This window comes from Azospirillum lipoferum (assembly GCF_024170005.1).
Lineage (GTDB): Bacteria > Pseudomonadota > Alphaproteobacteria > Azospirillales > Azospirillaceae > Azospirillum > Azospirillum lipoferum.
Map to the genome: position 1 here is coordinate 130,051 of NZ_JALJXJ010000014.1, position 25,493 is coordinate 155,543.

Consider the following 25,493-nt stretch of genomic DNA (forward strand, 5'->3'; position numbering starts at 1 on the left):
CGCATTTCCGGCGCCCCGCTCACCTCTTCCTCACCCCACCTTCACCAGCGCATGCCGCTTCTTGCCGGCGCTGAGCTTCACCACGCCGTCTGCGTTCAGATCCGCCACGGTCGCCTTGGCCGTCTCGTCAGCGATCGGACCGTCGTTCAGCTTGGCCCCACCGCCCTTGATCAGGCGGCGCGCCTCACCCTTCGACACGGCCAGACCGGCCGACACCAGCAGGTCGACCACCGGCAGGCCGGCTTCCAGATCGGCGCGGGCGACCTCGATGCTGGGCAGCCCCTCGGCGGCCGCCCCTTCCTCGAAGGCGCGGCGCGCGGTCTCGGCCGCCTCCAGCGCCGCCGCCTCGCCGTGGGCGAGCTTGGTCACCTCGTTGGCCAGGATCTTCTTGGCCTCGTTGATCTCCGCACCCTGGAGGCTTTCCAGCCGGGCGACCTCGTCCAGCGGCAGTTCGGTGTAGAGGCGCAGGAAGCGGCCGACGTCGGCATCCTCGGTGTTGCGCCAGTACTGCCAGAAATCATAGCTGCTGAGCTTGTCGGCGGTCAGCCACACCGCACCCGCCGCCGTCTTGCCCATCTTGGCACCCGACGAGGTGGTCAGCAGCGGCGTGGTCAGGCCGAACAGCTCCGCCCCATCGGTGCGGCGGCCGAGTTCGACGCCGTTGACGATGTTGCCCCACTGGTCCGACCCGCCCATCTGCAAGCTGCAGCCGTGGCGCCGCTTCAGCTCCACGAAGTCATAGGCCTGGAGGATCATGTAATTGAATTCCAGGAAGGTCAGCGGCTGCTCGCGCTCCAGCCGCAGCTTGACCGACTCGAAGGTCATCATGCGGTTGATGGTGAAGTGCCGGCCGATGTCGCGCAGCAGCGGGATGTATTTCAGCTCGTCCAGCCAGTCGGCGTTGTTCACCATCACCGCGTCGGTCGGGCCGTCCCCGAAGGTCAGGTAGCGGCCGAAGATGCGCTTGATGCCCGCCATGTTGTTGGCGATGACCTCGTCGGTCAGCAGCTGGCGCGCCTCGTCCTTGCCCGACGGATCGCCGATCTTGGTGGTGCCGCCGCCCATCAGGACGATCGGCTTGTGGCCGGTCTTCTGCAGCCAGCGCAGCATCATGATCGGCAACAGGCTGCCGACATGCAGGCTGTCGGCGGTGCAGTCGAAGCCGATATAGGCGACGATCGGCCCCTTCTGCGCACGCTCGTCCAGCGTGGCGAGATCGGTGCACTGGTGGATGAACCCGCGATCCTGAAGAGTGCGCAGGAACTCCGAGGAGGGGGCCGAGGGGGTGGTCGTCGTCATGGCCGCAATCCGGCTGTCGTTGGAAAGAAGGGCGAGGCCCACCGGGTGGTGAGGGCGGAGAAATCCCGCGGTCTGTTACCACGGAACGGCCCCTGCCTCAATGCGGCGGCCCCGATTGCCATGGCTGGAACCAGGGCGCGGACCGGCCTGTTCTGCTGCTCAAGCATCGCTGCGCCGCCGCAAGTCAAAACCCGCAACGCCAACCGGGGAATTCACCGGAATCCTCCCTTATCGCAATTGACATTGATTCGCAAAACAGGGATCCGGCCCTGGCTGTATTTTAGGCAGCCATCATCCGTCCCAACTGATAGTGACTATCAACTACATCTTTGTTTCAATTGGAGATTTTTATTGTGCGAGTCCTTCGGCTGTGCCAAGGTGCGACAAATCGTCTATTTCGGAGTATCGCACCATGCAAGGCGATCAAGGGGTACTGGACCGTTTGAACAAGCTGCTCACCGGTGAACTCAGTGCCGCCGACCAGTATCTGTCCCATGCACGCAGCATGGAGGACATGGGCCTCAAGGCACTGAGCGAACGCATCTCGCACGAGCGGGTCGAAGAGCTGGAGCATGCCGACAAGCTGATCCGCCGCATCCTGTTCCTGGAAGGCACGCCCGACGTCGCCAGCCGCGACCCGCTGCACATCGGCAAGACCGTGCCGGACATGCTGCGCAACGACCTGAACCTGGAATATGAGGTGGTGGCCGCCCTGAAGGAGGCAATCGCCTATTGCGAGCAGGTGAAGGATTACGACACCCGCCGCATTCTGCTGGAACTGCTGGTCGACACCGAGGAAGACCACGCCCACTGGCTGGAACAGCAGCTTGGCCTGATCGACATGCTCGGCGTGCAGAATTACCTGCAGTCGGCCATGGGCGGCTTCCCGAGCTGAGAGGAGGACGGATCATGAAGGGTAACAGCGACGTCATCACCCAGCTTCAGATCGTCCTGAAGGACCAGCTGACGCAGATCAACCAGTATTTCCTGCACGCCCGCATGTTGAAGAACTGGGGCGTCAAGGCGCTGGGCAAGTGGGAATATCACGCCTCCATCGAGGTGATGAAGAGCGCGGACGAGATCATCGAACGCATCCTCTTCATCGAGGCGATCCCCAACCTCCAGGATTTGGGCAAGCTGCACATCGGCGAGGATGTGCCGGAGATCCTGTCCAGCGACCTCAGCGCCGAGCGCGAGGCCCGCGACCGCATCGCCCATGCCATCGCCGTGTGCGAGGAAAAGGCCGATTACGTGTCGCGCGACGAGCTGTCCGAGCTGCTGGAAGAGTCGGAGGAGCGCATCGACTATCTGGAAACCCAGCTGAGCCTGATCGACGACATCGGTCTGCCCAACTACATCCAGTCGGCGATGGGCGAGTTCAAGGACTGAGGTCGGGGGGCAAGCTCTTCTTGCCCCCCGCCCCCCTCAGACCCGCCCCAGAATCTCCTCCGCCAGCGCCTGCATCTCCGCCGCCGCCTGGGTTTTGCGCGCGGCCTCCGTCACCGACAGGCCGGTCATCAGCGTGCCGGCATAGGCGGTGCGGTTGCCGACCTGGGCCGACGCCAGCTCCACCGCCGGCGGGGCGACCAGTTCATGCACCTTGGCAACCAGTTCGTCGGCGATGCGGGCGCGCGGCGGCACGCGGTTCAGCACCAGCAGCAGCCGGCGCTTCTCCTGTGCCGCCAGATCGATGGTCGGATGCACCGCCCACAGATCCATCGGGCTCGGCTGCACCGGCGCCACCACCAGCGTGGCGGCGCGCACCGCGATGCGGGCTTCGGTCTGGGCATGGGGCGGGCTGTCGACCACCACGATGTCGTGACTGCGCGCCAGTTTCTCCACCTCCGCCTGGGTACGCCAGCCGGTGATCTGCACATGGGTGAAGCCGGGCTGGCCGCCGGTGGCCTCCGCACGGACGGCATGCCAACGGGTCAGGCTGCCCTGCGGGTCGATGTCGACGGTGGCGACCTTGTGGCCGAGCTGTGCCCAGGCGATGGCAAGATGGGCCGCCAGCGTGGTCTTGCCGGCGCCGCCTTTCTGCTGCGCCACGGTGAAGACCTTGCCCGTCATGCCCGCACCCATCATGTTGTGTTCGGTGATTGCGCATCCCCCTCATAACCTTGGGCATGGCACCGGTGCAACCGCGCGAATTGACACCGGAGCCGCACGGGCTAGAAAGACGCCGTGACCGACCATTCCGCACCCGACACCGGTGAAAAGCGCCCGGCGCTGATCCCGACCACCCCCGCCGGCATCGCGCAGGCGGGCGAACTGCTGCGCGCAGGCCGTCTGGTCGCCTTTCCGACCGAGACGGTCTATGGGTTGGGCGCCGACGCCACCGACGACCGCGCCGTGGCCGCCATCTTCGCCGCCAAGGGCCGGCCGCAGTTCAACCCGCTGATCGCCCACGTTCCGGACCTCGCGTCCGCCCAGTCCTGGGGCCTGTTCGACGACCGCGCCCACGATCTGGCGACACAGTTCTGGCCGGGTCCGCTGACGATGGTCGTGCCGCGCCCGGCGAATTCCGCCCTGTCGCTGCTGGTCAGCGCAGGGCTGGACAGCATCGCCATCCGCGTGCCCGGCCATCCAGTGGCCCAGGCCATCCTGCGCACCGCCGGCAAGCCGATTGCAGCTCCCAGCGCCAACCGCTCCGGCGCCGTCAGCCCGACCACGCCGCACCATGTGCTGGAAAGCCTGGGTGACCGGGTTGACGCCATCGTCACCGGCGGCAAATGCATGGTCGGTCTGGAATCCACCGTCATCGACCTGACCGGCCCCGAAGCCGTGCTTCTGCGTCCCGGCGCCGTGCTGCCCGACGAGATGGAACGGCTGATCGGTCCGGTCCGCCTGTCGGCCGGCGACCCGACCGCGCCGAAATCGCCCGGCCAGCTGGAAAGCCACTACGCCCCCAACGCCGCGGTGCGCCTGAACGCCTCCTCGGCCGAGGAGGACGAGGCGTTCCTGACCTTCGGTCCCGACCGCTTCGTCTTCGGCGGCACCACGCGGCTGAACCTGAGCCTGGAAGGCGACCTCAACGAGGCAGCCGCCAACCTGTTCTCCCACCTGCGCAGCCTGGACCAGAGCGGCACCCGGCGCATCGCCGTGATGCCGATCCCGGAGGTGGGGCTGGGGCTGGCGATCAACGACCGCCTGCGCCGCGCCGCCGCCCCGCGCAGCTAAATCCTGGGGTGGCGGCTGGTCTGCGCAACAGGTGCATGGAAATGGGGGCGGCTAGATTGTAGAAGTGTCGCGCTTCACTGCGCCAACCTTCTGCCGGACTCCGCGCCATGACCACCATCGCCGCTGCCCTCGACCAGATCCGCGCCATCGTCGGCCCGTCCGGCATCCTCACCGACGCCGCCGACATGGCCCCCTACCTTGCGGAGTGGCGCGGGCGCTTCAAGGGCAACAGCCCGGCGGTGGTCCGCCCCGCCAGCACCGGGGAAGTGGCGGCGGTCGTCAAAATCTGCGCCGATGCCGGCATCCCCATCGTGCCCCAGGGCGGCAACACCAGCCTCGTCGGCGGCTCGATCCCCTATGAGGAGGGGCGCGAGATCGTTCTCAGCCTGTCGCGCATGAACCGAATCCGCGACATCGACACGCTGAACTACACCATGACGGTGGAGGCCGGCGTGGTGCTGACCAGCATCCAGGAGGCCGCGGCCGACGCCGACCGCCTGTTCCCGCTCAGCCTGGGGGCGGAGGGCACGGCGCAGATCGGCGGCCTGATCTCCACCAATGCCGGCGGCATCAACGTCCTGCGCTATGGCAACACCCGCGATCTGGTGCTGGGGCTTGAGGTGGTTCTGGCCGACGGCCGCGTCTGGGACGGCATGCGCCGGCTGCGCAAGAACAACACCGGCTACGACCTGAAGAACCTGTTCATCGGCGCCGAGGGCACGCTGGGCATCGTCACTGCCGCGGTGCTGAAGCTGTTCCCGCGGCCGCGCCAGTCGATCACCGCCTTCGTCGCCGTGCCCAGCCCGGCCGCCGCCATCGAGCTGCTGGCCCGCCTGCGCGCCGCCTCGGGCGACGCCGTCTCGGCTTTCGAGCTGATGTCGCGCCGTTGCCTGGACTTCGCGCTTCGCCATGTCACCGGCACCATCGACCCGCTGTCGGAGCCTTCGCCCTGGTATGTCCTGACCGAACTGACCGCCGGCACGCAGTCCGACGCCTTCCAGGAGACGGTTGAAACCGCACTTGGCGAGGCGTTCGAGGCCGAACTGGCGACCGACGCCACGCTGGCCCAGTCGGACGCCCAGGCCAAGCAGTTGTGGTTCATCCGCGAGGCGATCGTCGAAGCGCAGAAGTTCGAAGGCGGCTCGATCAAGAACGACGTGTCTATCCCGGTGTCCCGCGTCGCCGAGTTCATCGAACTGGCCGAGGCGGCGGTGGCGCAGGCCTGCCCCGGCATCCGTCCGACCCCCTTCGGCCATGTCGGCGACGGCAACATCCACTTCAACCTCAGCCAGCCCGAGGGTGCCGATACCAAGGCCTATCTCGACCGCTGGGACGAGATCTGCCACGTGGTGAACGAGGTGATCTTCAAGCTCGACGGCTCGATCTCCGCCGAGCATGGCGTCGGCCGCTTCAAGAAGGACGAGATGCCGGCCATCAAGGGTCCGGTCGAGTTCGACATGCTGCGTGCCATCAAGGCGACGCTCGACCCCAAGGGCCTGCTGAACCCCGGCAAGATGCTGCCCTGACCACCCCCTCACCGGCCGGCCGCGTCATAATATTGCGGGGGACAGGCTTGCGGCGACAGACGTAGCGCGATGCTTGTCCCCGGCACGACACAAGGCTATGGTGCGGCCTCCGTTTCTTCTGCGCCTGTCGTACCGCGAGAGAGAGTTTTTCCGATGTCCAAGCCGCGCACTCTGTTCGACAAGATCTGGGACAGCCACGTCGTGCATCGCCAGGACGACGGCACCTGCATCCTCTACATCGACCGCCATCTGGTCCATGAAGTGACCAGCCCGCAGGCGTTCGAAGGACTGCGCGTCGCCGGCCGCAAGGTACGGCGTCCGGAAGCCACTCTCGCCGTGCCCGACCACAACGTCCCCACCACCGACCGCTCCAAGGGCATCACCGAAGAGGAGAGCCGGATCCAGGTGGAGACGCTGGACAAGAACGCCCGCGACTTCGGCGTCCGCTATTTCCCGATGGACGACGTCCGCCAGGGCATCGTCCACATCGTCGGTCCGGAACAGGGCTTCACCCTGCCCGGCGCCACCATCGTCTGCGGCGACAGCCACACCGCCACCCACGGCGCCTTCGGTGCGCTGGCCTTCGGCATCGGCACGTCGGAGGTTGAACATGTGCTGGCCACCCAGACCCTGCTGCAGAAGCCGGCCAAGAACATGCTGATCCGCGTGGACGGCAAGGTGAACCCGGGCGTCACCGCCAAGGACATCGTGCTGGCCATCATCGGCAAGATCGGTACCGCCGGCGGCACCGGTTATGTCATCGAATTCGCTGGCGAAGCCATCCGCGACCTGTCGATGGAAGGCCGCATGACCGTCTGCAACATGGCGATCGAAGGCGGCGCCCGCGCCGGCCTGATCGCCCCGGACGAGAAGACCTTCGAGTATGTGAAGGGCCGCGCCCTGGCTCCGAAGGCCGGCGCCTGGGAGCAGGCCGTCCAGTACTGGAAGACGCTGCCGTCGGACGAGGGCGCGGTCTATGACGCCACCGTCGTGCTGAACGCCGCCGACATCGCCCCGCAGGTCACCTGGGGTACCAGCCCGGAAGACGTGCTGCCGATCACCGCGACCGTGCCGAACCCGGCCGAGATCGCCGATGCCGGCAAGCGCGCCGCCGTCGAGCGCTCGCTCGCCTACATGGGCCTGACCCCCGGCCAGCCGCTGACCGAGGTGAAGGTGGACACCGTGTTCATCGGCTCCTGCACCAACGGCCGCATCGAAGATCTGCGTGCCGCCGCCGAGGTCGCCAAGGGCCGCAAGGTCGCCGAGGGCGTGCGCGCCCTGGTGGTTCCCGGTTCGGGTCTGGTCAAGGAGCAGGCCGAGGAAGAGGGTCTGGACAAGGTCTTCACCGAGGCCGGTTTCGAGTGGCGCGAGCCCGGCTGCTCCATGTGCCTGGCGATGAACGCCGACCGTCTGGCTCCGGGCGAGCGTAGCGCATCGACCTCCAACCGCAACTTCGAAGGCCGCCAGGGCCGCGGCGGCCGCACCCACCTCGTCAGCCCGGCGATGGCCGTGGCGGCGGCGGTGACCGGCCATCTGGCCGACGTGCGCGCTCTGGCCTAAGCGGACAGGGTCTATCAAACGACATGTAGTCGTTATGCGGGCGGGAGTGCTGACACTCCCGCCCGTTTTTCGTTCGGCCTCGACCCGCCGTGAAGACAGCGAGCGTAAGGTCAAGTGAAGGAGACGAGCCGAATCATGCGGGTGCTTGCGATCTCCGGCAGCCTGCGCGCCGCCTCCACCAACAGCGCGTTGCTGCGGGCCGCCGCCGCTGCGGCATCCGAAGGTGTGACCGTCACGGTCTTTGCCGGGCTCGACGGATATGGTGTCGGCAGCCTGCCACCGTTCAACCCGGACGAGGACGGCGACCCTGCCCTGCCGGCGGTAAAGGCCTTTCGTGAGGCACTGACCGCGGCCGATGCAGTGGTGATCGCTTGCCCGGAATACGCCCATGGTGTTCCCGGAGCCTTGAAGAACGCCTTGGATTGGGTGGTGGCCAGTGGGGAGATGGTGGACAAGCCGGTTGCACTGCTGCACGCCTCGCCGCGCTCGACCTACGCACGGGAGGCATTGACCGAGATTCTGACGGTCATTTCAGCCCGATTGATCAGTGAAGCCAGCGTCACGGTCCCTCTGATGGGGAAAACCTTGGACGAAGCCGCAGCGACTCTCGCACGCCCCGAGAGCGTTGCGGTGTTGCGGAACGCTCTTGCCGCCATCGAAGTCGCCGTAGCTGCCGGCACAGCGCATTAGGAATTACCCGTTTCAGGCCGTTCAATCCCCCCTCCCCCGTGCCTGCCCCATTAGCCCCTGCGGCCGATAAATCAGGAACATCGTCAGCAGCCCGAACGCCACGATGTCCTTGTAGGCGAGTGCGAAATAGGCCGACCAGAAGGTCTCCACCAGTCCCAGCAGAGCACCACCGAGCATTGCCCCCGGCACCGAGCCGATGCCGCCGACCACCGCCGCGGCCAGCGCCTTGAAGCCGATCAGGTAGCCGGTGAAGAAGTTCACCCCGCCGTAATAGAGCGCGATCACCGCACCCGCCGCCGCGGCCAGCCCGCCGCCGATGGCGAAGGTCGCCGCCACCGTGCGGTTGACGTCCACCCCCACCAGTTCCGCCGCCGCGATGTCGTCGGTGCAGGCGCGATGCGCCCGGCCGAAGGCGGTGCGCTGCATGATCCCCCACAAGGCCGCATAGAGTCCGCCGGTCAGTGCCAGGATCGCCAATTGCGCCATCAGCGCGGTGACGGTGAAGGCGCCGTCGCTCAACAGGGTGAAGCGCTCGGTCAGCACCGGCGCCGGCCACCAGTCGCGGGCGCCGTGCAGCAGCCGCACCCCCTCCTGATAGGCGATGGACAGCCCGACCGCGACGATCAGCGGCGTGTGGCTGCGCACCCTGCGCAGGCGGCGGAAGACCAGCCGGTCCATGGTCCAGCCCTGCACCGCAGTGAAGCCGATCACCAGCACCAGCACACCGAGCAGGGCCGGCGGCCATGTCGCCCAGCCGGCCATGCCCAGCCCGGCCGCCGCCATCGCCGTCAGCATGGCGCCGACCATCGTCAGTTCCCCCATTGCCAGATTGATCTGGCCGAGGATGGCATAGACCAGCGTGTAACCAAGGGCGAGCAACCCATAGACGCAGGCGACGGTGGCGGCGTTGATGATTTGCTGGACCAGGAACAGGACCGGCGTCCAGCGTGTCGGCTGCAGCCTTTCGGCCTCCACCACGCCGCCGATGGCGTCGCGCGGCGGCTTGATGCGCAGCCATTGCTGCAACATCGCGAAGCGGATGTCGGTCAGCCAGCCGTTGCGGTCGGTCGCCACCGCCGCCAGGGTCCGCCGCCCCTCCTCCATCGAGGTGCCGGCGAAGCGGCAGGCGATCCAGTGGGGCTGGCTGCCGCTGCGGTAATCGACGCGCAGCACCCGCTTGTCCTCGGCGTAAGAGCGGGTGGACAGGTCGGTGACGGGACCGGAGTCGAAGGCAGGAATCAGTTTCCGGCAGAGCATGTCCTGGTCGGCATCGACGCCGCACCCGGTGAGCATCAGCAGGACAAGGCACAACAGCGGCAGGATGCGCAGCACGGAACCGCCCGGTCAGGTGGGATGGTTCAGCCTACCGACAATTTGGAAGGGTGGGAAGCGCCGCCGATCCGCCCCCACCCGTTCCCTCACTCCACCATGTAATCACGCACCAGCAGCTCGGCGATCTGCACGGCGTTCAGCGCGGCACCCTTGCGCAGGTTGTCGGCGACGCACCAGAAGGACAGGCCGTTCTCCACCGTGATGTCGTCGCGGATGCGGCTGACGAAGACCGGGTTGTCGCCGGCGATTTCCACCGGAGTGACATAGCCGTCGCCGGTCTGCTGGTCGACGACCGAGACGCCGGGGGCGGCACGCAGGACGACGCGCGCCTCCTCGGCGCTGATCGACTCCTCCGTCTCGATGTTGACCGACAGGGCATGGCCGATAAAGGTGGGTACACGGACGCAGGTGGCTGCGACCTTGATCTTGGGATCGAGGATCTTCTTGGTCTCCACCGTCATCTTCCACTCTTCCTTGGTGGAGCCGTCCTCCATGAAGGCGTCGATGTGAGGGATGACGTTGAAGGCGATCTGCTTGGGGAAGACGCTCTTGGCGACGGGATCGTTGACGAAGATGGCGCGGGTCTGGGTGAACAGCTCGTCCATCGCCTCCTTCCCGGCGCCCGACACCGACTGGTAGGTCGAGACCACGACACGGCGGACCTTGAAGCGCTCGTGCAGCGGCTTCAACGCCACCACCATCTGGATGGTGGCACCGTTGGGGTTGGCGATGATGCCGCGCTTGCGATAGCCGATGACCGCCTCCGGGTTCACCTCCGGTACCACCAGCGGTACATCTGGATCCATGCGGAACTGAGAGGTGTTGTCGATCACCACGGCCCCGGCCGCCGCCGCGCGAGGCACATGGACGGCCGACACCTTGGCGCCGGGAGACGACAGCACGATGTCCACGCCATGGAAGTCGAACTTGTTGAGATCCTGGACCTTGAGGATGTCATCCTCGCCATAGGACACCTCCTGGCCGATCGACTTTTCGGAGGCCAGAGCGATGACCTTGTCGGCCGGGAACTTCCGCTCGGCCAGCGTTTGCAGGATCTCGCGCCCGACATTGCCGGTGGCGCCGATGACCGCGACGGTATAGCCCATGACGGTGGTTTCCTTCTGCCGAATGTCCGCGAAGACAAGAATGGTGCCGGGGGGCGATAGGAGCTAGGCGCTTTCCCTGCGAATTGCAACCCGTCCCACATAAAACCTGCCCTCCGGCCGGGTTGACATACCAGGGAAGGCGGCGGGAAGATTCCAGGCCTCAACAGTGCCCGAACGGGCCTCCAGGGAGACTTCACGGATGACCAGCTTCAAGCGCGGCCTCATTGCGCAGACGGTTCTTGGTGCCGCCGCTCTCGCCCTCGCCGGTTTCGCCGCCCCCGTCCTCGCCGACACGCCGAAGGACGCTCTGGTGATGGCGTGGCAGTTCGACGACATCGTCAGCCTCGACCCCGGCGAGATCTTCGAGCTGTCGGGGGCCGAGTACAGCGCCCAGGTCTATGATCGGCTGGTTCATTTCGACGTCAACGACGTCAGCAAGATCGAGGGCGAGGCGGCCGAAAGCTGGACCCTGTCGCCCGACGGAAAGACCTTTACCTTCAAGATGCGCGACGGCATCGCCTTCCATTCCGGCAATCCGATGACGGCCGAGGATGTGGCGTGGTCCTTCTCCCGCGCGGTGAAGATGAACAAGGGTCCGGCCTTCATCCTGACCCAGTTCGGCCTGACGCCCGAGAATGTCGACCAGATGGTGCGCGCCACCGACCCGAAGACGCTGGTCTTCACCACCGACAAGGTCTATGCGCCGACCTTCGTGCTCTACTGCCTGACCGCCGACATCGGGTCGATCGTCGATTCGAAGCTGGTGAAGAGCAAGGAGAAGGACGGCGATTTCGGCGCCAACTGGCTGAAGACCAACTCCGCCGGCTCCGGCCCCTTCATCCTGAAGCAGTGGAAGGCCAGCGAGCTGCTGACCTTCGACGCGAACCCGAAATACTGGCGCGGCGCGCCGAAGCTGAAGCGCGTGCTGATCCGCCACATCCCGGAACCGGCGACCCAGCGCCTGCTGCTGGAGAAGGGCGACGTCGATATCGCGCGCAACCTGAAGCCGGAGCAGTTCGAACCGCTCAAGTCCAGCGACACCGTCCGTCTGGTCCAGGCGCCGAAGGGCACGCTGTGGTATCTCAGCCTGAACCAGAAGAACGCCGCCCTGGCCAAGCCGGAGGTGCGCGAAGCCTTCAAGTATCTGGTCGACTATGACGCCATGGCCGGGACCATCATGAACGGCATCGGCGCCGTCCATCAGGCCTTCCTGCCCAAGGGCTTCCTGGGTGCGGTCAACGACAACCCGTACAAGTACGATCCGGCCAAGGCGAAGGAACTGCTGACGAAGGCCGGCTATCCCGACGGCTTCACCGTCAGCATGGATGTGCGCAACACCAACCCGACCCAGGACATGGCTCAGGCGATCCAGGCCAGCGCCGCCAAGGCCGGCGTGAAGATCGAGATCATCCCCGGCGACGGCAAGCAGGTGCTGACCAAGTACCGCGCCCGCAACCACGAGCTGATGATCCAGCAATGGGGGGCCGATTACCAGGACCCGCATTCCAACGCGGAGACCTTCGCCTCCAACCTCGACAACAGCGACAATGCCAAGTCCAAGCCGCTGGCCTGGCGCAATGCCTGGGACATTCCGGAGCTGACCAAGAAGACCGCCGCTGCGGTCGAGGAACGCGACGCCACGAAGCGCGCCCAGATCTACCAGGAGCTGCAACGCTCGGTCCTGGCCGATTCGCCCTTCGTCATCATGTTCCAGCAGACCGAGATGATCGCCGAGCGCAAGAGCATCAACGGCCTCGTCTGGGGTCCGAGCTTCGACACCAACTTCTACTGGAAGGCCGAGAAGAAGTAAGGGCGCGGGGGGCGTTCGCCGCCCCCTCCCCGGTCATCCCCAGGTGCGCGCATCCTCCACCACCATGGCGAGGCTGTCCGACAGGCCGGTCAGCACGCCACGCTGGATCTCGGTCGCCGGCACCACGCCGCCCTTGCCGTCCGGCAGGTCGCGGGTGGCGGTGGCCGAGGCCACGACCGTCACCCGCCAGCCATGATCCACCGCCGACCGGGCGGTGCTGCTGATGCAGTTGTGGGTCATGAAGCCGGCGATGATCATCTCGCTCCGCCCGCTGTCGCGCGCCACCGCCTGCAAGTCTGTCCCGGCAAAGGCGTTGGCGAGCTTCTTCACGATCACCGGCTCGCCATCGCGTGGGGCGACCGCCGCAATGATCTCCGCCATCAGCCCGGTGGGGTCGAACACCGGCGCGCCCGCCGCGGTGTGATGCACAATATGGATCACCGGCACGCCATTGGTCCGGGCCAGGACCAGCAGTTCCGTCGCCCGCTCCACCGCCGTATCGACGCCAGACAGGCGCAGGGCGCCGTCGGTGTATTCCCGCTGAAAATCGATCAGAACCAGCACCGCCTTGTCCAAGGGGGCGGGAGTGGTCGGCACGCCGACGATCTGGCGCAATGTCCGGGCAGGAAGAGTCGTCATCACTGGATGCTCCGCTGTCGCTGAAGGTTGATGAAGACCATCCTCTCCCGTTCACCGATGCGCAGCCATCCGCTATGCTTGCACGATGACTGTTCAAAAATTCACAGGCTCGCTCGATTGGGACGACCTGCGCGTCTTTTTGGAACTGGCGCGGGCCGGCAGTCTGTCGGCGGCGGCGCGTGCCCTGCGGCTGAGCCATGCCACGGTCGGGCGCCGGCTGGCTGCGCTGGAGAGCGCACTCGGCCACAGCCTGATGGAGCGGCGGCCCGACGGCTATGTCCTGACCGAGGAAGGTGAGAGCGTCCGCGCGCTCGCCGAGGCGATGGACGAGGGGGCGCAGGCGATCCGCCGCCGTGAAGGCGATTCCGCCGGCCTCAGCGGCACCGTGCGTCTGACCATGACCCAGGCTCTGGCCGACGTCTTCCTAATCCCCCGGCTGGCACCGCTACGTGCGGCCAATCCGGCACTCGATCTGGAGATCATTGTCGATAACCGCACCCTCAGCCTCGCCCGGCGGGAAGCCGATCTGGCGATCCGGCTGGCCCGGCCACAGCGCGGCGATCTGGTCGGGCGGCGGCTGGCGACGCTGGGCTACGGGCTCTATGCCGCGCCGGACGCGCCCGACACGCTGATCGCCTATGACGAGTCGATGGCGGAACTGCCGGAGGCCTTGTGGCTGGACCGCCATGGCGGCGGCCGGCGCGTCGCCTTCCGGTCCAACAGCGTGCAGGGCCAGCTTGCGGCGGCGGTCGCCGGCTTCGGCATCGCCTTCCTGCCCTGCATGCTGGCGGACGGCGTGCCAGGACTGAAACGACACCCGCTGCCCGGCCCGCCGCTGACGCGCGAGGCGTGGCTGCTGGTCCACCGCGACCGCCGCGAAGTCCCGCGGGTGCGGGCGGTGATCGAGCATCTGGTGGCGGTCTTCACCGTTGAACGGGTGCGGCTGGAGGGCCATTGACGAGGCTTTGCAACCCGAGCGGCATTTCATCAATCGTCACTGCAACGGTTTTTCCCCGCGATGTCACTCCGCCATCTGTGTCTGGCCGGCTTCGCCATAGCGGCGGCGCTTCCCGCACACGCTCAATCCCGCCCCAATGAAGAATATTTTACCAATAAGGTGGTCGCCGCTGGGAAAGCCATCACCCGTAACCAATGCGCCGAACTGGAGGCGCTGGAAACCGCCAGTTGGGTGGAGGTGAACGGCCGGGGCGAATGCCTGCGCTATTATGCGGCCGGTCTGAAGTCGGGCACCAACCCGATTGTCGCAGCCTGGATGCATGGCGACGTCATGGGCTCCAAGCCGGAGCAGATCGGCCATCAGGAGGGGCTGAGCGTCGCCGGCATGATCGAACAGGAGCGGGCACTGTCGGAGCACTTCGGCGTGCCCTTCATCTTCCTGGCCCGTCCGGGAGCCTATGGCAGTTCCGGCAAATTCTGGACCACGCGCCATACCCCGCGTGAGGCGGCCCTGATGAACGCCCATATCGACCTGCTCAAGAAGCGCTATGGCATCGGGCAATGGTCGCTCGGCGGAAGCAGTGCCGGAGGCACGCTGACGGCCGAGTTCCTGGCCCGCCGCAGCGACCTGAAATGCGCCGTCATCTCATCGGGAGCCTCCGCTTACGAAGCCTATCTCCAGGCGCATGGCGTCAAAACCCGTTTGGCCAAGCCGGAGACATGGTTCGACCCCTACCGCTCGCTCGAACGGGTCCCCAAGGACCCGGCGCGCCGAATCTTCGTCATCGGCGACCCGCGGGAAACGAACGTGCTGTTCCACACCCAGCGCCTTTATTTCGACGGCTTGGCGGCACGCGGGCACAAGGCTTGGCTGGTCCCTCTCGAACGGGCCCGGCCGCCCCGCTTCCACAGCTTGGTGGATTTCGGCGAAACCGCCACCGGTCTCTGTGCTCAGGGTGTCGAGACGGACAAGCTGTTGCAGACGCTCCAATCCATGCCCGAGCAGCCGGAGCGGATCAGCAACTGACCCGCTTCAGTAACGCGCCGCCATGAAATAGAGCCCGTCCGGCGGGCAGGTCGGCCCGGCCTTGGCCCGGTCGCGGGCTTCCAGCGCACGGCGGACGTCGTCAACGCCCCATTTGCCGGCGCCCACCAATTCCAGCGTCCCCACCATGTTGCGGACCTGATGGTGCAGGAAGGAGCGCGCGGCGGCATGGACGCGGATTTCGTCGCCCTGGCGTTCCACAGCCAGCCGGTCGAGCGTCTTCACCGGCGACTTGGCTTGGCACAGCGCCGCGCGGAAGCTGGAGAAATCATGCTGTCCGACCAGGACCTGCGCCGCTGTGTGCATCGCCTCCGCATCCAGCGGGCGGGTGACGTGCCAAGCACGGCCGGATTCCAGCGCCAGCGGCGCCCGGCGGTTGACGATGCGATAGACATAGGCGCGGCCGGTCGAGGTCAGGCGGGCGTGGAAGTCCTCGCCCACCGCCTCCACCTCCAGCACCGCGATCGGCGCCGGCTTCAGGTGGAAGTTCAGGGCGTCGCGCAGCTTCAGCCCGGTGAAGGGCTTTTCCAGGTCGAAATGGCAGACCTGCCCCAGCGCATGCACCCCGGCATCGGTGCGGCCGGAGCCATGGACCCGCACCACCTCGCCCGACAGGCGCTGCACCGCCTCCTCCAGGCTCTGCTGGACGGAGGGGCCGTTGTCCTGGCGCTGCCAGCCGACGAAGGGACGGCCGTCATACTCGACGGTCAGTTTCCAGCGCTGCACGGCGGTCAATCCGCAACGGCTTCAGAGGAAACGGGCTGCCCGACGGCCAGCGCGAAGCCGCGCAGGAAAGCCGCCCCATCGACCGGCGCCTTGCCCGGACGCTGCACCTTGGTCAGCCGAACGGCCCCGTCGGCGCAGGCGACCGTCAGCCGGTCGTCCAGCAAGGTGCCGGGGGCGCCCGCGCCGGTCGCCGGTTCGGCGGCCAGAACCTTGATCCGCTCGCCATTGGCGGCGTCGAACCAGCAGCCGGGCCAGGGCGTCAGCGCGCGGACCTGCCGCTCGACATAGGCGGCAGGCTTCGTCCAGTCGAGCCGGCCGTCCTCGCGCGTCAGCTTGGCGGCGTAGGTGACACCCTCTTCCGGCTGCGGCATGGCAGTGAGGGTGCCGGCGGCCAGACCTTCCAGCGCCGGGACGATCATGCGGGCGCCGAGCACGGCCAACTCGTCATGCAGGCCGGTGGCGGTGGTGGCGGGGGTGATCGCCACCGCCTCTTTCGACAGCATGGCGCCGGTGTCGAGCCCGATGTCCATCTGCATGATGGTGATCCCGGTCTCGGCATCGCCGGCCAGAATGGAGCGCTGGATCGGCGCCGCCCCGCGCCAGCGCGGCAGCAGCGAGCCATGCACGTTGACGCAGCCCAGCCGCGGCGCGTCGAGGATCGGCTGCGGCAGGATCAGGCCATAGGCGGCGACCACCGCGGCATCGGCCTTGAGGTCGGCGAACTCCGCCTGGGCCTCGGCATTGCGCAGGCTTTTCGGCGTGCGCACGGGAATGCCGTGCTCCTCGGCGAAACGGTGGACGGGCGATTTCTGCACCTGCTGGCCGCGGCCGGCCGGGCGCGGCGGCTGGCTGTAGGCGCAGACGAGCTGATGCCCCGCCTCGATCAGCGCGGCAAGGCTGGGCACGGCGAAATCCGGCGTACCCATGAAGACGAGACGGAGCGGGGTGGTCATCTTTGAATCGAGGCGGGTCAGGCCGTCGCCTTCTGCATCTTCTGGACCTTCTTCAGCAGGATGTTCCGCTTTAGCATAGACAGATAGTCGACGAACAGGACACCGTTCAGATGATCGATCTCATGCTGGATGCAGGTGGCGAGCATCCCGTCGGCCTCGATCTCCTGCGGCTGGTTCTTTTCGTCCAGATAGCGGACGCGGATGCGCTGGGGACGGGTGACCTCGGCATACTGCTCCGGCACCGACAGGCAACCCTCCTCGCACACCGCCTTCTCATCGGAAGACCAGACGATTTCCGGGTTGGCGAGGCGGATCGGGTTCGGCGGCTCGCCCTTCTCATGGACGTCGACGACGATGACGCGGTCGAGCACGCCGACCTGCGGAGCGGCCAGACCGATGCCGTTGGCGTCGTACATGGTCTCCACCATGTCGTCCATCAGCTTGACGACGCGCGCATCCACTTCGGCGACGGGTTGCGCCTTGCGCTTCAGGATCGGATGCGGGGCGACGAGGATCGGAAGACGGGCCATGGGTGCTCGATGCTGGTAGGGGGAGTTCAAACGGACAAAGTAGGCGGGCCGGGTGTTCCGGTCAAGGAATCGGACCTGTGCGAACGGTATGGAACCGCCCGCCTTGCAGGGTTGCGCCGGACGCCGGTTGGGCGTAGTCGATGCCGATCATGCGTGACGCGACCACAGCCCCCACCCCTTCCCCCCGCTGGACCCAGGATGCCGCCCTGGCCCTGGTGTTCCTGACCCGCCTGCCCTTTCCACCCCTTGGTCCGCTCAACGGGCCGCTCGCCGAAGGCACGTCAGCGCGGGCAATGGGGTGGTTTCCGCTGGTCGGCGCGCTGGTCGGACTGGTGGGTGGCGCGGTGTTCGCCGCCGCCGCCGCTCTGCACCTGCCACCGTTGGCGGGTGCGCTGCTGGCGCTGGCGGCAACGGTCCGGATGACCGGCGGCCTGCATGAGGATGGCGCGGCCGATGTCGCCGACGGCTTCGGCGGCGGACGCGATCCGGCACGCAAGCTGGAGATCATGCGCGACAGCCGCGTCGGCAGCTATGGCGTGCTGGCACTGGTCTTCTCGGTCGGCATCCGTGCGGCGGCGCTGGCAGCCCTGCCGGTGCCGGCGGCGGTCGCGGCGATGGTCGCGGCAGGCGCCCTGTCGCGCTGCGGGCTGGCGGCGATGGCGCGCGTCCTGTCCCCGGCCCGGCGCGACGGGCTGGCTGCGGCACAGGGCAAGCCGGCGATGACGACGGTGCTGCTGGCGCTGGTGTTCGGCATCGCCGTGGCTGCGGCAGTCCTTGGCGGGCTGGCCTTGCCCACGCTGGCGGCCTCGCTTCTGGCGGTGGCCGCGGTGGCGACACTCGCCCGAAAACAGATCGGCGGGCAGACCGGCGACGTCTTCGGCGCGGCCCAGCAGGTGGCGGAGGCCGCGGTGCTGCTGACCCTCTCCGCCCTAAATGGAGCAGCGGCATGAGTGCGGTGAGCCTCACCCCCCTGACCGTCACCCGCTGGTGGCTGATCCGCCATGCGCCGGTCCACAATCCGGACAATGTCATCTGCGGGTCGAGCGACCGCGAGGCCGATACCGGCAACCGCGCCGCCGCGGCGGCACTGGCGGCCAACCTGCCCGCCGACGCCCTGTGGCTGACCAGCCCTCTACGCCGCAGCCGCCAGACCGCCCAGGCGCTGTGGAGCCGGAACCCCCGCCTTGCCGACACAGCCGTGGTGGAGCCGGCTTTAGCGGAGCAGGATTTCGGCGCGTGGGAAGGCGTCAGCCACGACACCGCCGCCCTGCGTGACGCCGAGACCGCTGCCCGCTTCTGGCGCGACCCGGCCCGCCACGCCCCACCCAGGGGCGAGAGCTTCGCCACGGTGATGGAGCGCACGGCAAAGGCGCTTCGGCGGCTGACGGAACTCCACGCCGGACGCGACGTGGTTGCGGTGATCCATGCCGGCACCATCCGCAGCGCGCTGGCGCTGGCGCTGGATCTGACACCGGAAGCGGCGCTGCGCCTGCGGATCGACCCCTGGTCGCTGACCCGGATCGACCACTACCACGCCGGGACAGGGTCCTGGTCTGTCGGGGGAGTGAATCAGCAGTCCGGAACTTTCTGACCGCTTCGGGCGTTCCCCAGTCTCCGTTGGGCTACCGAACGAGAGGCAGACCATGGTCCATAGCACCACCGCCGGCCACAGCCCCGACCAGGGCCCCGATAAGGGTGAAGTCAAGAAGCTCTGGGAGATGATGAAGGGCGTTCAGGTCGCGATGATGACGACGCTGGACGACAACGGCCGGCTGAACTCCCGTCCGATGGCGACGCTGTCCCATGCGGGGTTCGAAGACGGCACTCTGTGGTTCTTCACCCACGCCCATTCCGAAAAGGTGGCGGAGATCGACCGCCACTGGCGCGTCAACCTCGCCTACTCCAATCCCGACAAGCAGGATTACGTATCCGTCTCCGGCATCGCCGAGGTCGTGCGCGACCGCGACAAGATTCGCTTCCTGTGGCGCGACATCATGACCACCTGGTTCCCCCAGGGTCCGGACGACCCGGAGGTCGCGCTGCTGAAGGTGTCGGTCGATCAGGCCGAATATTGGGACAGCCCGTCCAGCACCATGGTCTACGCCTACGGCTATGTGAAGGCGAAGCTGACCGGCCAGTCGCCCGATCCCGGCGACAATGCCAAGATCGCGTTCCAGTAAGGCGCATCCGAAAAATGCGGGCTTGAAATGAAACGCCCTCCCTGCCGACCGCAAGGCCGGCAGGGAGGGCGTTTCATTCAAGGCGTAGAAGCGTCAGGGGCGCTGCTTGTTACCAGCTCTTCGCCCGGGCCGCCGGCTTGCCGTTGCCGTGGGCTTCACGGCGGGCATGGCCATGGTCCGGACGGGCGTCGCCGCGGTGGTTGTCGTTGCGGGCATAGTCCGGACGCGGGCCGCGCGGGGCGTGCGGACCCTTGGACTCGCCGTTGCGGTGCCACGGCTTGCCGCCGCCGCCCGGACGACCGTTGCGACCGGCCGGACGGCCGGCGCCGCCGGTGGTGAAGGGGCGCGTCGGCTCCAGGCCGGGCACCACATGCACCTCAAGCGTCGCCTTCGTGTAGCGCTCGATGCGGACCAGGGTCTCGCGGTCGGCGCGGGCGGCGAAGGAGATCGCGACGCCCGAAGCGCCGGCGCGGCCGGTACGGCCGATGCGGTGGACATAGTCCTCCGCCGAGCGCGGCAGGTCGAAGTTGATGACGTGGGTGATGTCGCGCACGTCGATGCCGCGGGCGGCGACGTCGGTGGCGACCAGCAGGCGGACCTGGCCGGTGCGCAGGCGCTGGAGCGTACGGTTGCGCTTGGTCTGGTCCATGTCGCCGTGCAGGGCGGCGGCAGCATGGCCGGCGGCGCTCAGCTCCTCGGCCAGCGTGTCGGCATCACGCTTGGTGGCGGCGAAGATGATCGCCTTGCCGACCTCTTCCTGGGCGGCGAAATGCTGCAGCAGGCGGCGCTTGTGGTCGAGGTCGTCGGCATGGTGCAGGCGCTGCTCGACATTCACCGAGGTCGCCTGGCTTTCGACGGCCACGCGCTCCGGGTTGCGCAGCAGGTTGCCGGCGAGCTGCGCCATGCGGCGGTCCAGCGTCGCGGTGAACAGCATGGTCTGACGCGTCGGCGGGCAGCACTTGGCGATGGTCTCGACATCGTCGAGGAAACCCATGTCCAGCATGCGGTCGGCCTCGTCGAGGATCAGCACCTCGACCTCGTCCAGCGCGATGCGGCGGCGGGCGACGTGGTCCAGCAGGCGGCCCGGAGTGCAGACAAGAACGTCGACCGGGCGCGACAGCAGGCGCAGCTGCTCGCGGTAGGGCATGCCGCCGACCACGTCCACGATGTTCAGCTTCATGAACTTCGCGTATTTGCGGGCGGCGTCGGTGACCTGCTTGGCCAGCTCGCGGGTCGGGGCCAGCACCAGCACGCGCGGGGTGGCGGCGCCGTTCAGCGGCAGCTCGGCGGTGCGGGTCAGCGCCGGCAGCATGAAGGCGGCGGTCTTGCCGGTGCCGGTCTCGGCGGTGGCGAGGATGTCGCGGCCCTGGAGCGCCGGCGGAATGGCGGCGAGCTGGACCGGAGTCGGAGTGGTGTATTCGAACGCCTCGAGGGCCTTCAGGACGAGCGGGTGCAGGCCGAGTTCGGAAAACGACAAGTCGGATCAACCTTCTCTAAGCAACACGGCACGACCCCGCGCGCCCCGATGGCGGGCGTGGGACATACCGGCGGACTCGCCGGGAGGAGGTCGATAGAGGGAGAGGCGTCTATCCGATGCAGCGGCCAGAGCGTCCCTAGAACACCGGGACGTTTGCCCCCTAGGGGGTTGCCGTTGCGCAATCACAGCGCGTCTCGCTCAAGAGACGCGCGAGCCTCCAGCGATCAAGACGCCCTACATAGGCTATTGCGCCGCACAAGACAAGGCCCATCGCCGATGGAGCCCCGCGTCGGTCACTTGACGACCATGCGTTCGATGTAGATGTCGCGGAACAGGCCGGTCCCCGCCTCGCGGTTCACGGCCTCCTTGATGCGCGCCTTCAGGAAGTCAGCGGAGCCGGGGCCGGTAAGGGTTTCGCTGTCAACCCGACTGACGGTCTGGAACAGCCGGTCGGCGATGCGGTCCTGATAGCGCAGGATGCGGTCGGGCTCCACCTTCGGCGCCAGCACCAGCGAAACCTGCATTTCCACCGCTCGCGATGCGCCCAGCGGCACCTCGATCGCCGGCAACTGGGCCAGCCGTGGCTTCGGCCCCATGCGCGTCTCGATCCGCCGCTGCTCGAGGATACGGTCCACCGCGATACCGCCGCCATAGGCGAGCCCGGCCAGCGTGAACAGAGCGATCAGGACGACGATCAGCAGGCGGGTGGGATGCGCCGGTTCCGGTTGAGTTTCATGATGGTGCGCCAGTTCGTCCCGCAACGGGTCGTGAGGCGGGGTCGAGAACAGGTTTCCGTGCAAGGTGCGATGCGTGGCCATGGTCGGCCTCCTGCGGGCCGGTCGGCGGGAGCAAGGAGGAGTATAGCGCGGTGGCGGTTAAGATTCCGTGGAGGGTGGTGCCCCCACCTCATCGCACACAGTCCGCCAGCCCATCGCGCCGCACCACCGCCATCCGCCGTTCGATCACCCCGGCCCGACGGGCGACATAGGCGCTGGGCCGGGAGGGCGACCAGTTGCGCGGGCTGGGCAGCACCACCGCCAGCAGCGCCGCCTCGCGCCGGGTCAACGCCGCGGCGGATTTGTTGAAGTGGTGCCGGGCGGCGGCCTCGGCACCATAGACGCCGTCGTCCCACTCCACGATGTTCAGATAGACTTCCAGGATGCGGCGCTTGCTCCACAGGCTTTCGATCAGCAGGGTGAACCAGGCCTCCGCCCCCTTGCGGGTCCAGCTGCGGTCAGGCCACAGGAAGGCGTTCTTGGCGGTCTGCTGGCTGATGGTGCTGCCGCCGCGCAGGCGCTTGCCCTCCTCGTTGTCCTCGAACGCACCCTCGATGGCCGCCCAGTCGAAGCCGCCATGGCCGCAGAAGCCGGTGTCCTCCGACGCGATCACCGCCTCCACCAGGGCCGGCGAGATACGGTCCAACGGTTCCCAGTCGCGCGACAGGCCGGAGCCGCCCAGCGCCCGGATCAGCATCAGCGGCGTGGCCGGCGGCGGCACGACCCGATAGAGCGCCGCCCACAGGATGGTGAAGGCCGTCAGCCCCGCCACCCCGATCAGCGCCCAACGCAACAGTCTCCGCATAAAGTCCCGTCTCCGCTCCGCTCCCCGGACTTCCCTCAATGGGGGTGAAGCGGCGGCCCGTCAACATCCGGCGCTCGCTTTGGGACGGTCGCCCGCCATATAGTGCCGCCGATGGACCTGACCGCCGATCCCACCCCGATGCACAGCCTCGACGACGCGCCCGCCATGGTGGCCGGCGCGCGCCGCGTCGTGTCGCTGACGCTCGACGGCGAGGTGGAGGAGCTGTCGCTGACCGCCGCAGCCTCGAAGGTACGCCGCCAGCCGCCGCTGGTCTGCCATGCCCGCGCCTTTGCGCGCCGGCTGGGGATCGACGGCTTCCCGGCCTTCGACGTGCTGGAGCTGTTCGCCTTCGTCCACCCCGCCCGCTTCTGCGTCCCCACCCCGCGCGGCATCGCCGAGGCGCTCGACCTGCCTACCCCAGAGTGCCACGAAGCGGAGGCGCTGGCCCTGCAACGCGCCGTGCGCCGGCTGCTGGGTGACCTGGGGGCCGCTGGACGCGAGGAATCCTCCGACCCCGTCGCCTTCGCCTGGGAGATGGGCCGCGCCGGCTGGCCCTGGGCGCCGGCGGTGCTGGCCGCACTCGGCAGGCCCGATGGGCCGGAGAAGGGCGCCGCCCGCTCGGGCCTGCGCGTCTGGACCCGCATCAAGGAGTGGGAGGAAGGCGCTCCCCCGCCGCCACCCGCGCAGAATCCGGTGGACCCGGAGGAGGCGCGCCGCCGCCTCGCCGCCATGCTGTCGGCCAACGTGCTGGGCAAGGTGGCGGAACCGCGGCCGCAGCAGGCCGATTACTCCAGTGCCGTGTCCGCCGCCTTCGCCCCGCGCCAGTTGCCCGACACCCCGAACGTCGTGCTGGCGGAAGCCGGGACCGGCGTCGGCAAGACGCTGGGCTATCTGGCGCCGGCCACGGTGTGGGCGGAGAAGAATGGCGGGACGGTGTGGATTTCCACCTACACCCGCAATCTCCAGCACCAGATCGACGGCGAGCTGGACCGGCTCTATGCCGACCCGGCGACCAAGGCCCGCAAGGTGGTGCTGCGCAAGGGCCGCGAGAACTATCTATGCCTGCTGAACCTGGAAGAAGCGGTGCGCGCCATGCCCTTCCAGCCGCACAACGCCATCGGCGTCGGGCTGATGGCGCGCTGGTCGGCGGCGACGCGCGATGGCGACATGACCGGCGGCGACTTCCCCGGCTGGCTGGTCGACATCGCCGGGCGCGGCCCGACCATGGGGCTGGCCGACCGCCGCGGCGAGTGCATCTATTCCGCCTGCGACCATTACGCCCGCTGCTATATAGAGAAGAGCGTGCGCCGCGCCCGCCGCGCCGACATCGTCATCGCCAACCACGCGCTGGTGATGGTGCAGGCAGCCCTCGGCGGCGGCGAGGAACCGACGCTGCCCAGCCGCTACGTCTTCGACGAGGGGCACCATGTCTTCGACGCTGCCGACAGCGCCTTCGCCGGCCATCTGACCGGCCGCGAGACGCAGGAACTGCGGCGCTGGCTGCTCGGCGCCGAGGAGACCGGCCGCAGCCGCGCCCGCGGCCTGAAGCGCCGGTTGGAGGACATCGTCGCCAATGACGAGGAGGCCCTGCGCCACCTCGACGACATCCTGATCGGCGCCCGTGTGCTGCCCGGCGATGGCTGGTCGGCGCGTCTGGCCGCTGACAACCCGCAGGGACCGACCGAACGCTTTCTGCTGCTGGCGCGTCAGCAGGTCTATGCCCGCACCGCCGGCCAGGGCGGCCCCTACAGCCTGGAGGCCGACAAGGCCTATCCGGTGGATGGGTTGCTGGAGGCGGCGGCGGAACTTGAACAGGCGCTGGTCCGCCTGTCCGAACCGGTGGAGGCGCTGGCCCGCCGGCTGGCCCAGCGGCTGGAGGATGAGAGCGCCGAGTTGGATTCCGACCAGCGCCGCCGCATCGACGCGCTGTCGCGCAGCCTGCACCGCCGGGGCACCCTGACGGTGGAGGCGTGGCGCGCCATGCTGCGCACCCTGCCGACCGAAACGCCCTCCCACTTCGTCGACTGGTTCGCGGTGGAGCGGATCGACGGCCGCGACGTCGATGTCGGGCTCTACCGCCATTGGGTCGATCCGACCGTTCCCTTCGCCGAGGCGCTGGCCGGCCCCGCCCATGGGCTGGTGGTGACCTCCGCCACGCTGACCGATGGCACCGGCGATGTCGGGCAGGACTGGCGCGCGGCGGAGGACCGCTGCGGCGCCAGCCATCTGCCGGCCCCGGCGATCCGCGCCCAGGTCCCCTCCCCCTTCGACTACCCGAACCGCACCCGTGTCTTCGTCGTCAACGACGTGCGCAAGGACGATCTGGGACAGGTGGCGGCGGCCTACAAGTCGCTGTTCCTGGCGGCGGGCGGGGGAGGGCTCGGCCTTTTCACCGCGATCAGCCGCCTGCGCGCCGTGCGCGACCGCATCGCCGAGCCGCTGGATCAGGTCGGCATTCCGCTCTACGCCCAGCATGTCGACCCGCTGGACGTGTCGACCCTGATCGACATCTTCCGCAACGAGGAGCATGCCTGCCTGCTCGGCACCGACGCGGTGCGCGACGGGGTGGACGTGCCGGGCCGCTCGCTTCGCCTGATCGTCTTCGACCGCGTGCCCTGGCCCCGCCCCGACATCCTGCACCGCGCGCGGCGCGATGCCTTCGGCCGCCGCCGCTACGAGGACATGATCACACGATTGCGCCTGAAGCAGGCCTTCGGCCGGCTGGTGCGCCGCGCCGACGACACCGGCGTCTTCGTCCTGCTGGACCCGATGATGCCGAGCCGGCTGGCCGGCGCCTTCCCGGACGGGGTGGAGATGCGGCGGGTCGGCCTGAAGCAGGCGGTGGAGGAGACGGCGGAGTTCCTGCGGGGTTGGTGACGCCGCGGGAGGCGGGGCGAGCCCG

At 68.0% G+C, this 25,493-nt stretch carries 24 protein-coding genes; 13 read left to right on the forward strand and 11 right to left on the reverse strand.

The window, feature by feature from the left end; translation table 11 throughout:
- Window positions 1-30 precede the first annotated feature (30 nt).
- The gene (gene tyrS / locus J2848_RS27415) at window positions 31-1,299 is read right to left on the reverse strand and encodes a tyrosine--tRNA ligase (RefSeq protein ID WP_149229683.1); all 1,269 of its coding nucleotides are present in this window, start codon (window positions 1,297-1,299) and stop codon (window positions 31-33) included.
- 412 nt (window positions 1,300-1,711) lie between these two features.
- Here tyrS and bfr (J2848_RS27420) point away from each other — a divergent pair, with 412 nt between their 5' ends.
- On the forward strand, window positions 1,712-2,194 hold the full coding sequence (bfr, locus tag J2848_RS27420; protein WP_149229682.1) for a bacterioferritin: 483 nt from the start codon (window positions 1,712-1,714) through the stop codon (window positions 2,192-2,194).
- A 14-nt stretch (window positions 2,195-2,208) separates the two neighbouring features.
- Window positions 2,209-2,688, forward strand: a complete 480-nt coding sequence (gene bfr / locus J2848_RS27425; RefSeq protein ID WP_149229681.1) for a bacterioferritin — start codon at window positions 2,209-2,211, stop codon at window positions 2,686-2,688.
- A 36-nt stretch (window positions 2,689-2,724) separates the two neighbouring features.
- Here bfr (J2848_RS27425) and parA read toward each other — a convergent pair whose 3' ends face one another.
- Window positions 2,725-3,369: a ParA family partition ATPase gene (parA, locus tag J2848_RS27430; protein WP_149229680.1), complete on the reverse strand. Its 645-nt coding sequence runs from the start codon at window positions 3,367-3,369 to the stop codon at window positions 2,725-2,727.
- Between the two features lie 114 nt (window positions 3,370-3,483).
- Between parA and J2848_RS27435 the strand changes: the two genes are divergently transcribed.
- The 4 genes from J2848_RS27435 (at window position 3,484) to J2848_RS27450 (ending at window position 8,255) form a co-directional block, all read left to right on the forward strand.
- Entirely contained in the window at window positions 3,484-4,479 is a 996-nt protein-coding gene (locus tag J2848_RS27435) for an L-threonylcarbamoyladenylate synthase (protein ID WP_149229679.1), read from the forward strand.
- A gap of 107 nt (window positions 4,480-4,586) precedes the next feature.
- A complete protein-coding gene (locus tag J2848_RS27440; protein ID WP_149229678.1) occupies window positions 4,587-6,005 on the forward strand; it encodes an FAD-binding oxidoreductase in 1,419 nt (472 codons plus the stop codon).
- A 153-nt stretch (window positions 6,006-6,158) separates the two neighbouring features.
- Window positions 6,159-7,565, forward strand: a complete 1,407-nt coding sequence (gene leuC / locus J2848_RS27445) for a 3-isopropylmalate dehydratase large subunit (protein WP_149229677.1) — start codon at window positions 6,159-6,161, stop codon at window positions 7,563-7,565.
- A gap of 135 nt (window positions 7,566-7,700) precedes the next feature.
- On the forward strand, window positions 7,701-8,255 hold the full coding sequence (locus J2848_RS27450) for an NADPH-dependent FMN reductase (protein ID WP_149229676.1): 555 nt from the start codon (window positions 7,701-7,703) through the stop codon (window positions 8,253-8,255).
- Window positions 8,256-8,276: 21 nt separating this feature from the next.
- Here J2848_RS27450 and J2848_RS27455 read toward each other — a convergent pair whose 3' ends face one another.
- Window positions 8,277-9,587: a branched-chain amino acid ABC transporter permease gene (locus J2848_RS27455; protein WP_149229675.1), complete on the reverse strand. Its 1,311-nt coding sequence runs from the start codon at window positions 9,585-9,587 to the stop codon at window positions 8,277-8,279.
- An 86-nt stretch (window positions 9,588-9,673) separates the two neighbouring features.
- Window positions 9,674-10,693: an aspartate-semialdehyde dehydrogenase gene (locus J2848_RS27460; protein ID WP_149229674.1), complete on the reverse strand. Its 1,020-nt coding sequence runs from the start codon at window positions 10,691-10,693 to the stop codon at window positions 9,674-9,676.
- A gap of 199 nt (window positions 10,694-10,892) precedes the next feature.
- Here J2848_RS27460 and J2848_RS27465 point away from each other — a divergent pair, with 199 nt between their 5' ends.
- Window positions 10,893-12,503 carry an ABC transporter substrate-binding protein gene (locus J2848_RS27465; RefSeq protein WP_149229673.1) on the forward strand — a complete coding sequence of 537 codons (1,611 nt, stop codon included), beginning with the start codon at window positions 10,893-10,895 and terminating at the stop codon, window positions 12,501-12,503.
- A 33-nt stretch (window positions 12,504-12,536) separates the two neighbouring features.
- Here the strand turns inward: J2848_RS27465 and J2848_RS27470 are convergent, their stop codons facing one another.
- Complete coding sequence (locus tag J2848_RS27470) at window positions 12,537-13,142, reverse strand: cysteine hydrolase family protein (RefSeq protein ID WP_149229672.1); 606 nt, start codon at window positions 13,140-13,142, stop codon at window positions 12,537-12,539.
- A gap of 85 nt (window positions 13,143-13,227) precedes the next feature.
- On the opposite strand from J2848_RS27470, the gene J2848_RS27475 reads away from it, so the two are divergent.
- Window positions 13,228-14,100 (forward strand): LysR family transcriptional regulator, encoded by an 873-nt coding sequence (locus J2848_RS27475; RefSeq protein WP_149229671.1) that lies wholly within the window; start codon window positions 13,228-13,230, stop codon window positions 14,098-14,100.
- Window positions 14,101-14,259: 159 nt separating this feature from the next.
- On the forward strand, window positions 14,260-15,126 hold the full coding sequence (locus tag J2848_RS27480) for an alpha/beta hydrolase family protein (RefSeq protein ID WP_246193643.1): 867 nt from the start codon (window positions 14,260-14,262) through the stop codon (window positions 15,124-15,126).
- Between the two features lie 6 nt (window positions 15,127-15,132).
- Here J2848_RS27480 and truA read toward each other — a convergent pair whose 3' ends face one another.
- From truA to def, 3 genes are read right to left on the reverse strand one after another with little or no spacing between them, the layout of a single operon-like run.
- Window positions 15,133-15,870 carry a tRNA pseudouridine(38-40) synthase TruA gene (gene truA / locus J2848_RS27485; protein ID WP_149229669.1) on the reverse strand — a complete coding sequence of 246 codons (738 nt, stop codon included), beginning with the start codon at window positions 15,868-15,870 and terminating at the stop codon, window positions 15,133-15,135.
- Between the two features lie 5 nt (window positions 15,871-15,875).
- Window positions 15,876-16,823, reverse strand: coding sequence for a methionyl-tRNA formyltransferase (gene fmt / locus J2848_RS27490; protein WP_149229668.1), 948 nt, complete (start codon window positions 16,821-16,823; stop codon window positions 15,876-15,878).
- A 17-nt stretch (window positions 16,824-16,840) separates the two neighbouring features.
- On the reverse strand, window positions 16,841-17,353 hold the full coding sequence (gene def / locus J2848_RS27495) for a peptide deformylase (RefSeq protein ID WP_149229667.1): 513 nt from the start codon (window positions 17,351-17,353) through the stop codon (window positions 16,841-16,843).
- Window positions 17,354-17,502: 149 nt separating this feature from the next.
- Here def and cobS point away from each other — a divergent pair, with 149 nt between their 5' ends.
- Genes cobS through J2848_RS27510 form a run of 3 tightly spaced genes read left to right on the forward strand, consistent with a single transcriptional unit; the run spans window position 17,503 to window position 19,533 of the window.
- Complete coding sequence (gene cobS / locus J2848_RS27500) at window positions 17,503-18,303, forward strand: adenosylcobinamide-GDP ribazoletransferase (RefSeq protein WP_246193641.1); 801 nt, start codon at window positions 17,503-17,505, stop codon at window positions 18,301-18,303.
- Window positions 18,300-18,944: a histidine phosphatase family protein gene (locus tag J2848_RS27505; protein ID WP_149229665.1), complete on the forward strand. Its 645-nt coding sequence runs from the start codon at window positions 18,300-18,302 to the stop codon at window positions 18,942-18,944. Before cobS ends, J2848_RS27505 begins: the two co-directional genes overlap by 4 nt.
- A gap of 52 nt (window positions 18,945-18,996) precedes the next feature.
- Entirely contained in the window at window positions 18,997-19,533 is a 537-nt protein-coding gene (locus tag J2848_RS27510) for a pyridoxamine 5'-phosphate oxidase family protein (RefSeq protein WP_149229664.1), read from the forward strand.
- Between the two features lie 109 nt (window positions 19,534-19,642).
- Here the strand turns inward: J2848_RS27510 and J2848_RS27515 are convergent, their stop codons facing one another.
- The 3 genes from J2848_RS27515 to mtgA all read right to left on the reverse strand — a co-directional run bounded on the left by J2848_RS27515 (window position 19,643) and on the right by mtgA (window position 22,591).
- Window positions 19,643-21,010: a DEAD/DEAH box helicase gene (locus tag J2848_RS27515; protein WP_149229663.1), complete on the reverse strand. Its 1,368-nt coding sequence runs from the start codon at window positions 21,008-21,010 to the stop codon at window positions 19,643-19,645.
- Between the two features lie 293 nt (window positions 21,011-21,303).
- Window positions 21,304-21,828, reverse strand: coding sequence for a flagellar basal body-associated FliL family protein (locus J2848_RS27520; RefSeq protein ID WP_149229662.1), 525 nt, complete (start codon window positions 21,826-21,828; stop codon window positions 21,304-21,306).
- Between the two features lie 88 nt (window positions 21,829-21,916).
- A complete protein-coding gene (gene mtgA, locus J2848_RS27525) occupies window positions 21,917-22,591 on the reverse strand; it encodes a monofunctional biosynthetic peptidoglycan transglycosylase (protein WP_149229661.1) in 675 nt (224 codons plus the stop codon).
- 111 nt (window positions 22,592-22,702) lie between these two features.
- Between mtgA and J2848_RS27530 the strand changes: the two genes are divergently transcribed.
- The gene (locus J2848_RS27530) at window positions 22,703-25,468 is read left to right on the forward strand and encodes an ATP-dependent DNA helicase (protein WP_149229660.1); all 2,766 of its coding nucleotides are present in this window, start codon (window positions 22,703-22,705) and stop codon (window positions 25,466-25,468) included.
- Window positions 25,469-25,493: the final 25 nt, after the last annotated feature.